Below are 7,647 nucleotides of genomic sequence, written 5' to 3' on the forward strand. Positions count from 1 at the left end.
ATGGATAATCCCCTGAAACATCCCTTAGTTAAAAATGTCACTTCTGTGGTAAATACAGTTAAGCCACCTAAGTTATATCACTGGAAAAGTGTAGTCATAGTTGGTCTATTGGCTTGGTTGGTTTCCAGCCTGCTGACCGATAACATTGAACGCAGTAACTCTATAGCTAACCTGAGTTGGATTTTGCTAACTGCTGGGATTTCCTGGCGCACCAATCAACATCCTTTTATAATTCGTGGTGTTTCCCTAAGTCCTTGGATTACCGGAACTTTAATTACCGTATTAATTTATCAGGAAACTGCCCAACAATTGCCCACATTTGCCATAACTGTTTGGCCTATTATCTGCGCTTGTTTTGTGTTTTTCATCCAGGGGATCGATGCTAAATTTAAACTGCGACCAAGTCCCCCCTTAATTAGTGGTCCGTTTCTGTTATTGATTCTTAGTCATGTAGTTCTGAGTTGCTGGATCTCCTTTTATTTTTTGGTTGATAATTGGGTCCAAGAATATCCCGATCTATTTGAACAACAAATTATGCTCCAACAAGTTGATAATTTCTCGGATAATCCGAGTAATTTATAATGGTTAATAATGGTTAATAATGGTTAAAAACTGGTCAAAATAGGTGGATTTATCATGACTGTTATCATTGCGGGAGAACGTAGCGGCGTAGGTAAAACTACAATCACGCTCAGTATTTTAGCTTATCTGAAACATCACAATTTTGATGTGCAATCCTTCAAAGTTGGTCCTGATTACATTGACCCGATGTTTCATGAGTATGTTACCCAAAAACCCTGCCGAAATCTCGATCCGATTCTGACTTCAGAAGATTATGTTAAATCCTGTTTTAAGCGCCATATTATTGGCTCTCAATTAGGAGTGATTGAGGGAGTTATGGGGTTGTTTGATGGTATTCCTAGGGGGTGGAAATCCACAGAATTTAACTCTGATTTTGCCTCAACTGCTTATATTGCTGAATCCTTGAATTTGCCGATTATTTTAGTGATTGATTGCGCTAGATTATCCGGTTCTGTCGCGGCGATCGCCCATGGTTATTGTACCATAAATCCTCGTCTAAAATTCGCAGGTGTCATCCTTAACCGAGTCGGAAGCGATCGCCATCTGGATTTACTGAAAGCCGCCTTAAAACCCCTGGATTTGCCCATTTTAGGTGTCCTGCGCCGCCAGGATAATATTACCATTCCTGACCGCCATTTGGGATTAGTTCCCACCCAAGAACTTTCTAATCTTGACATACTCTTAAACCGACTTACAGAATTAGCCGCTAATTGTTTTGATTGGTCTCAACTGCTTCCCCTATTGGCGGCGGAAACTGTCACCCCAGAACCTCCAGAGATTCCCGTTAAAACCCCCCCTGTGAAAATAGCGATCGCTCGTGATGTCGCTTTCAGTTTTTACTATGCTGATAACCTCGATTTATTGCAAGAATTGGGAGCCGAATTAATCTGGTGGAGTCCCCTAACTCAAACCATTCCCGAACCCGTTGATGGTCTGTATTTTGGTGGCGGTTTTCCCGAAGTATTCGCTGAGTCTTTAAGTCAAAATCAACCCGCTATTCAACAAGTGCGATCGCTCATTAAGTCCGGTATTCCTACTTATGCAGAATGTGGGGGGTTAATGTATTTATGCGATCAAATTATCGACTTTAATCAACAAGCCTGGTCAATGGTCGGAATTCTTCCTACTACCGCTATTATGGAAAAACGACTCACCCTAGGATATTATCAAGGGAAAGTATTACGACAAACACCCCTACTATCCCCAGGAGATACCGTCTGCGGTCATCAATTTCACCATTCCCACCTCACCGAAGAGCCCCCTAACCCTATCTATGATATTTCTCGCTATCACAGCCTCCAACAAACTCACCCCGAAGGTTGGAACCCCCTTCCTAATGTTCACTGTTCCTATTTACACCTACATTGGGGGAGTCAGACCACCATCCCTCAACGGTTTTTAAAATCCTGTCGCCATAATTATTAATTAGATATAATATTCCCTAGGATCCGGATCGCTTGATTGAGTTTCACTAACAAAGGAATTTACAAGACCATGGAAGCTATACTCGCCGGTGCTTTAGATGCTTTTAATCGACATAGTGGCTGGATTATTTGGAATCTGTTTTTAGCGTTTATTCCCTTAGTTCTCAGCTTCTTTCTGTTTAGGCGAAAAAATCTCTCTCGGTCTTGGTTGTGGTGGATTACTTTAGTTATTTTTATCGCATTTTTACCTAATGCACCCTATTTGCTAACCGATATTATCCACTTAATCAGAGCCACCAGAGCCGGATATTCCGTCTGGGTTATTACTCTGTTTTTTATCCCCCTTCATGTCTTCGCAATTCTCATGGGATTTCAAGCCTATGTCATTTCCTTAATTAATCAGGGTCACTATTTGATTAGACAAGGAGCGAAAAAATGGGTGATTCCCGCTGAGTTTATCGTTCATTTTCTCTGTGCGATCGGTGTATATCTGGGACGTTTTCAAAGATTTAATAGTTGGGACTTGGTGACTCAACCAGATGTCATTATGGTGGAAACTTTGAATGATTTGACTAGCCGGAAACCCCTATTAGTCATCATCATTACCTTTGTGATTATATCCGTTTTATACCTAGTAATGAAACAAATCACCCTCGGCTTGATTTTACAATTTCGCCAAGTTTATAAAACCTTTGAGTAATCCCAGTCAGTGAAGCAGAAATCCTCCTTTCCCTAAAACTACCCTAAAACTGACAGATAAATCTAGGGGAAATCGGACAGGTCTGATCCTCGATCGGGTTATGTCTGACAAATAAATAAGTGATGCGTTCTAGGGAAGACAACGAACTGATATTAGAGATGTTGTTATGATTGAGATTTAACTCATTTAGTCTTGATAAATTGTTGAGGGTACTAATATCATTGATTTGGTTATAACTCAGGTTAAGAACTCTCAGATTCATGAGTTTTCCTAAAGCGCTAACATCGGTTAGTAAATTGTAGCTTAAATCCAGATTTTCCAGGTTCGTCAGATTCGCGAGAGGACTGATATCTGAGATCCGGTTATTCATCAATCTTAATTCGGTTAGGTTGGTGAGACTTCCTAAAGGCGCAACATCCCTAATTAAACTGGTGTTCAGATCTAGTCTATTTAAATTTAGCAAGTTTTCACTAGCTCTCGCACAGTTAAAGGTTCCGGCTTCCCTCAAAATCAGTTGTACCGTATATCTAGCATCTGGGGATAAATTCTCCCTATTCAGACACCAATCCATAATAGTTGTATAGGTTTCGGAAGGGTCGGAAGAGTCGGATTCAGCTAGGACAGACACCGGACTAATACTCCCGGTTAAACTAATCATTATCCCCATCATCGTTACTCCCCACCATCGACTCAGAAGATTACCCTTAACCATGGCTCATTCCTTCCTTGGATTGATTAATACACCATTTATAGAATAATCCCTAATTTGCCAGATTGCCTATTGACAAATCTCGGAGATTGACTTATGATAAAAGCATGGAGAAATGTGGCGGCATATATATAGCCGTCTGGGGTGGTTTGGTTCGGTGTTGCTCGCATTTAGGGTGCTGTTAAAAGATTAATTCAGCAGCTTTTTGAATGCGGAATATCGGCTCAACACAGCGAGGTAAATTAGGTAAAGGAACGATCGCCAATTCCCCAAAGCGATCGCCTGAAATTGCCTTACCCAATTCAGCGCGATTATGTACGATGTAATTTTGGGCGATCGACTGTTCCCGGACAGATTCCACCAATCTTTCAGCTTCTGCTAGAATAGCAGAGCGATTTTGAACAACTCCGATAAACTCAGTATATTCGGGGTCAGCCAGGCGTTTTTGTGCTTTCACCACCCGCTGACGCAAGGTTCGCAACCGTCCCATAAACTCAACCCTTCCCAAGACATTCTGATATTTGATCCACAGCTTAAAAATCCAAGCCAGCCAATCACTCATAGCGGTAGGAATCTCCAAAAACCGCAATAGATGACCCGTGGGAGCAGTATCTAATACAATCAAATCTTGTTCGTGGCTTTCCAATAACTCCATCACCTCCACCAGAGACAACATCTCATCAAGTCCTGGGAGAGACTGGGAAACAATGCGCCTCCAAGCCTCTGGTCCATAAGCCAGTTTGAGATTAGCATCAGGGTCTCCAGAATCTCCCCCCATCATTTCCGCCAATTCCCAGAGATAGTCTGAGCGAAACCTATCGAGAACCTGGTCAGCATCAATTTCCTGACCGCTAAGGTTATCAGTAATGTTAAGGGCTTGATGTCCTAACTGACAACCGAAGGCATCACCCAAGGAATGGGCTGGGTCAATAGATACCATTCTAACATGGCGCGCGCTGTAACGTTCTGCCATCGCCCAACCTATAGCAGCAGCAACAGTGGTTTTACCCACACCACCTTTTCCCCCGACAATAACTAAACGCCGCCCCAAGGACAGAAAATCTGGTAATTTAGGAGCATCAGGGAATGTCACCAATGATACGGGCTGGTTTTCGGTTTGGGTGATGATAGCTAATTGGTCATCGTTACCCAAAGGCTTAGTTTGAGCAAATAAGCTATTTAAGGCGGTAACTCCCAGGGGTTCGGTGTCTAATTCCGGGACGAGAAATATAGGCTGCGCGGCGGCGATTTTGATAAACTCAGCCATGAGGGGTTGCTGTTCACGATAGCGATCGCCATCAACAGTTTCCGCCACGATATGATTAATCCAAATCCCCCCCAGATGAATTTTGAGAGTTTGTAGAGACTCCAGAAATCGCCTGGTTTCAAATAAACTCATGGGTTCAGGAATTGCCACACAGAAACAAGATGTATGGTCAGCGTCTTGCAGCCTAGCGCGTCCTGAAGCGAGTTTGTCCCGCATTTCATCTAAAAACTCATCTCCTTCGTCTTGGCGGTGGCTACCAGTAAAGGAACTGCCGATGGTGCGATGTTTTTCTTGGAATAGTTCGAGGGATTCTAACAAATTATCCAAAAAATCCATTAACCCCAAAAGGTTGAGGGCGTGACCACTGGGAGCCATATCCACCACTACCCGGTCGATCAGGTTTTCGTCAAAGAGGCGCTGAATTTCCAATAAACCCATCAACTCATCAACTCCCGGCCATTCGAGGTCCCAAACGGGGGTAAGGTCTTCGCCTTCTACAAAACTGCCACGTTCCACCAACAATTGTAGGGTATCTCCGTAGCGTTCCTTAAAGTCTTTGAGTAGTATATGGGCATCTAGGGCGCGGATACTCAGGTTGGGTAGGGGAACAAAATCAACAGAGGCAGCGACATGGTTGGGGGTGTTATCTACCTGCATTTGTAGCACATCTCCTAGGGAGTGGGCTGGATCTGTTGATAGTAGCAGGATGCGATCATCAGGAAACTGACTAGCCCAATGGAGGGCTAACCCACAAGCCAGGGTGGTTTTACCCACACCTCCTTTACCACTAAATAGAGCTAAACTTAGCTTATGAAAGTCCTCTACCATAAATTTCTCTGATTGACTCCATTTTTTACCTTGGGGGCGATCGCCTGATCAGAGCAAGTCCCGGCTACATCATTATTTAATGATTCCGAGTTATGTTGACCATTAGACCCAATCACCCCATGACCCTAGCACCTACTCATCAGCCCTTCAGCCTCAGCAATAACTGTCATACGGCAGATGATGATTGGGAGTTCGCTCCATCATAATGGAATTATAGAAAGTTGGCAAGGATTAAATTAACCCCCCTGGGCCTAAGTCCCAATTAAACCGTGTTCTTTCCCTATTTCAGGAAAATCCTGCTATCTCATTTCTAACTGGAAAAATGAAACAAGTAAGATACAAAACCCTCGACGGTTTGCCTATTTTTAATCAAGTTCAGCTTAGGCGAGGTTCAAATCATGAGTAACATTAAATCACAAACCCAAATGCTGATGATGGCATTTCCCCTGTTTTTGGCAATCCCCGGAGTCCCCAATGCCGTTTTTAATCAGTCTGAGGTCTTATCTTTCCCGGTGAAGACAGAATCTATCTTTTGGGGGAGTGAAAATACATCCCCCTACGAGTTACCACTACCGGAGGTTCAACAAAGACGACCCTCTGAGTGTTATGATAATGGAGTCTGTTAATATCTTTTGACAGCTACTGGGGTGCAATACTGAGAGTTGGGGGATATGTAACTGCTGCTATCAATTGCTATGAATTCTACCAAGCCGACATAGCCAGCAGTCTGGGTGTCTTCCCTAATTATTGCCTGATGAGATTTGACGAATTATTGGATATCGGTATATTTAACGGTACAAGAACAGTTCAAGTTTGAATAGCAAGATGGTAAGGGCTATTTGTTGTGGTTATTATGGGGAGGGGAATGGCGGTGATGAGGCGCTTTTGGCTTCGTTATTACAGATGCTACCCGATACGGTAGAAGCGATCGCTTTATCGGGAAACCCTAGCCAAACTGAGACCCAATACGGAGTTCAAACCGGCGATCGCCGAAATGCCTTTCAGGTGTTGAAAGTTTTGCGGGCTGCTGATTGGTTTATCTGGGGGGGCGGCAGTTTAATCCAAGATGTCACCAGCACCATCAGCCCATTATATTATACGGGATTGATGGGATTAGCTCAACAGATGGGATTGACCACTATTGCTTGGTCTCAAGGTATTGGTCCCCTCCAGCGTCCGATTACCCGTGCTATGGCAAAAAGGGCTTTTTCTGGGTGTAATCTAGTTACTGTCCGTGATAGTGGTTCGGCTGCCCTATTGACAGATTGGCAAATTCCGTTTACCTTAGCTCCTGATCCAGTGTGGGCACTTGACCCCAAGCCTGTACCGGGGCTGTGGGATTTTCCAGCCCCGCGAGTGGCTGTCACCTGGCGATCGCATCCATTATTGACCCCAAAACGGTTAGAGATTTTAACTAGGGCTTTGGTGTCTTTTCAGCAGGTGACGGATACCTATATTTTACTGGTTCCGTTTCAATTATCCCAAGATTTGGCGATCGCTGAGTTAGTCCATAGGGCTATTCCTCACCATAGCCAAATTCTGAAATTAACAGATCCTCAAATGTTGCGGGGATTATTTCAGGGGGTGGAAATGGCTATATCAATGCGACTACATAGTTTAATTATGGCAGCCTCCCAGGAATGTCGCTGTTTTGCTATTAGTTATGACCCTAAAGTGAGTCATTTAATGGCAGAATTAGACTTCCCCGGTTGGGAACTTTCCCAAATTCCCGATGATGCTAATATCATTAGTAAAGCCTGGATTGAACATTATGTTAATGGCGATCGCCTTGACCGTGTTAAAATTCAATCTCTGAGCGATCGCGCCCAACTTCATGGGGAACTATTGCAATCATTAATTAATAGTTAGCTACTCTTAATTGGAGGTGTAAACATTGGGAAGAGTTCGGGTTCGTCAGCACGTTAACCCTTTAGCGCGGAAATTTCAATTCTCTGTTAAAAACCCAAATTGGTCAGAGATATATAGTGATATTAACAAACCTCTCCATATTGATATTGGATGCGGAAGGGGTAGATTTTTATGGAAACTTGCTCAAATCCAAGAATATCATAATTTTTTAGGGTTAGAAATACGTCAGACTTTAGTGGAAGAAGCCAACCATTGGCGCGACCAAAAA

9 protein-coding genes and 1 pseudogene are annotated in these 7,647 nt (G+C 43.4%); 6 read left to right on the forward strand and 4 right to left on the reverse strand.

Going from position 1 to position 7,647, the window contains the following annotated elements:
• The 3 genes from B9T16_RS09925 (at nt 1) to B9T16_RS09935 (ending at nt 2,706) form a co-directional block, all read left to right on the forward strand.
• Nucleotides 1-582 carry a DUF5357 family protein gene (locus B9T16_RS09925; protein ID WP_410244667.1) on the forward strand — a complete coding sequence of 194 codons (582 nt, stop codon included), beginning with the start codon at nt 1-3 and terminating at the stop codon, nt 580-582.
• 54 nt (nt 583-636) lie between these two features.
• Nucleotides 637-2,007 carry a cobyrinate a,c-diamide synthase gene (locus tag B9T16_RS09930; protein WP_410244668.1) on the forward strand — a complete coding sequence of 457 codons (1,371 nt, stop codon included), beginning with the start codon at nt 637-639 and terminating at the stop codon, nt 2,005-2,007.
• Between the two features lie 69 nt (nt 2,008-2,076).
• Entirely contained in the window at nt 2,077-2,706 is a 630-nt protein-coding gene (locus B9T16_RS09935; protein WP_006619793.1) for a DUF1361 domain-containing protein, read from the forward strand.
• Between the two features lie 43 nt (nt 2,707-2,749).
• Here the strand turns inward: B9T16_RS09935 and B9T16_RS09940 are convergent, their stop codons facing one another.
• Genes B9T16_RS09940 through B9T16_RS09955 form a run of 4 tightly spaced genes read right to left on the reverse strand, consistent with a single transcriptional unit; the run spans nt 2,750 to nt 5,626 of the window.
• On the reverse strand, nt 2,750-3,418 hold the full coding sequence (locus tag B9T16_RS09940) for a leucine-rich repeat domain-containing protein (RefSeq protein WP_410244669.1): 669 nt from the start codon (nt 3,416-3,418) through the stop codon (nt 2,750-2,752).
• Nucleotides 3,419-3,453: 35 nt separating this feature from the next.
• On the reverse strand, nt 3,454-3,585 hold the full coding sequence (locus B9T16_RS09945) for a hypothetical protein (RefSeq protein ID WP_286131317.1): 132 nt from the start codon (nt 3,583-3,585) through the stop codon (nt 3,454-3,456).
• A gap of 11 nt (nt 3,586-3,596) precedes the next feature.
• Entirely contained in the window at nt 3,597-5,510 is a 1,914-nt protein-coding gene (locus tag B9T16_RS09950) for an ArsA family ATPase (RefSeq protein ID WP_410244670.1), read from the reverse strand.
• Nucleotides 5,504-5,626, reverse strand: a complete 123-nt coding sequence (locus tag B9T16_RS09955) for a hypothetical protein (RefSeq protein ID WP_006622354.1) — start codon at nt 5,624-5,626, stop codon at nt 5,504-5,506. The genes B9T16_RS09950 and B9T16_RS09955 overlap by 7 nt, the downstream gene beginning before the upstream one ends.
• Before the next feature lie 282 nt (nt 5,627-5,908).
• Between B9T16_RS09955 and B9T16_RS09960 the strand changes: the two genes are divergently transcribed.
• From B9T16_RS09960 to B9T16_RS09970, 3 genes and pseudogenes are all read left to right on the forward strand, one after another.
• Nucleotides 5,909-6,136: a hypothetical protein gene (locus tag B9T16_RS09960; RefSeq protein WP_006619796.1), complete on the forward strand. Its 228-nt coding sequence runs from the start codon at nt 5,909-5,911 to the stop codon at nt 6,134-6,136.
• A gap of 199 nt (nt 6,137-6,335) precedes the next feature.
• Nucleotides 6,336-7,379: a polysaccharide pyruvyl transferase CsaB gene (csaB, locus tag B9T16_RS09965; RefSeq protein ID WP_006619797.1), complete on the forward strand. Its 1,044-nt coding sequence runs from the start codon at nt 6,336-6,338 to the stop codon at nt 7,377-7,379.
• Nucleotides 7,380-7,404: 25 nt separating this feature from the next.
• Nucleotides 7,405-7,647 (forward strand): annotated as a pseudogene (locus B9T16_RS09970) (tRNA (guanosine(46)-N7)-methyltransferase TrmB); the annotation flags it as partial.

It is taken from the genome of Arthrospira sp. PCC 8006 (genome assembly GCF_046480465.1).
GTDB classification, from domain to species: domain Bacteria; phylum Cyanobacteriota; class Cyanobacteriia; order Cyanobacteriales; family Microcoleaceae; genus Limnospira; species Limnospira platensis.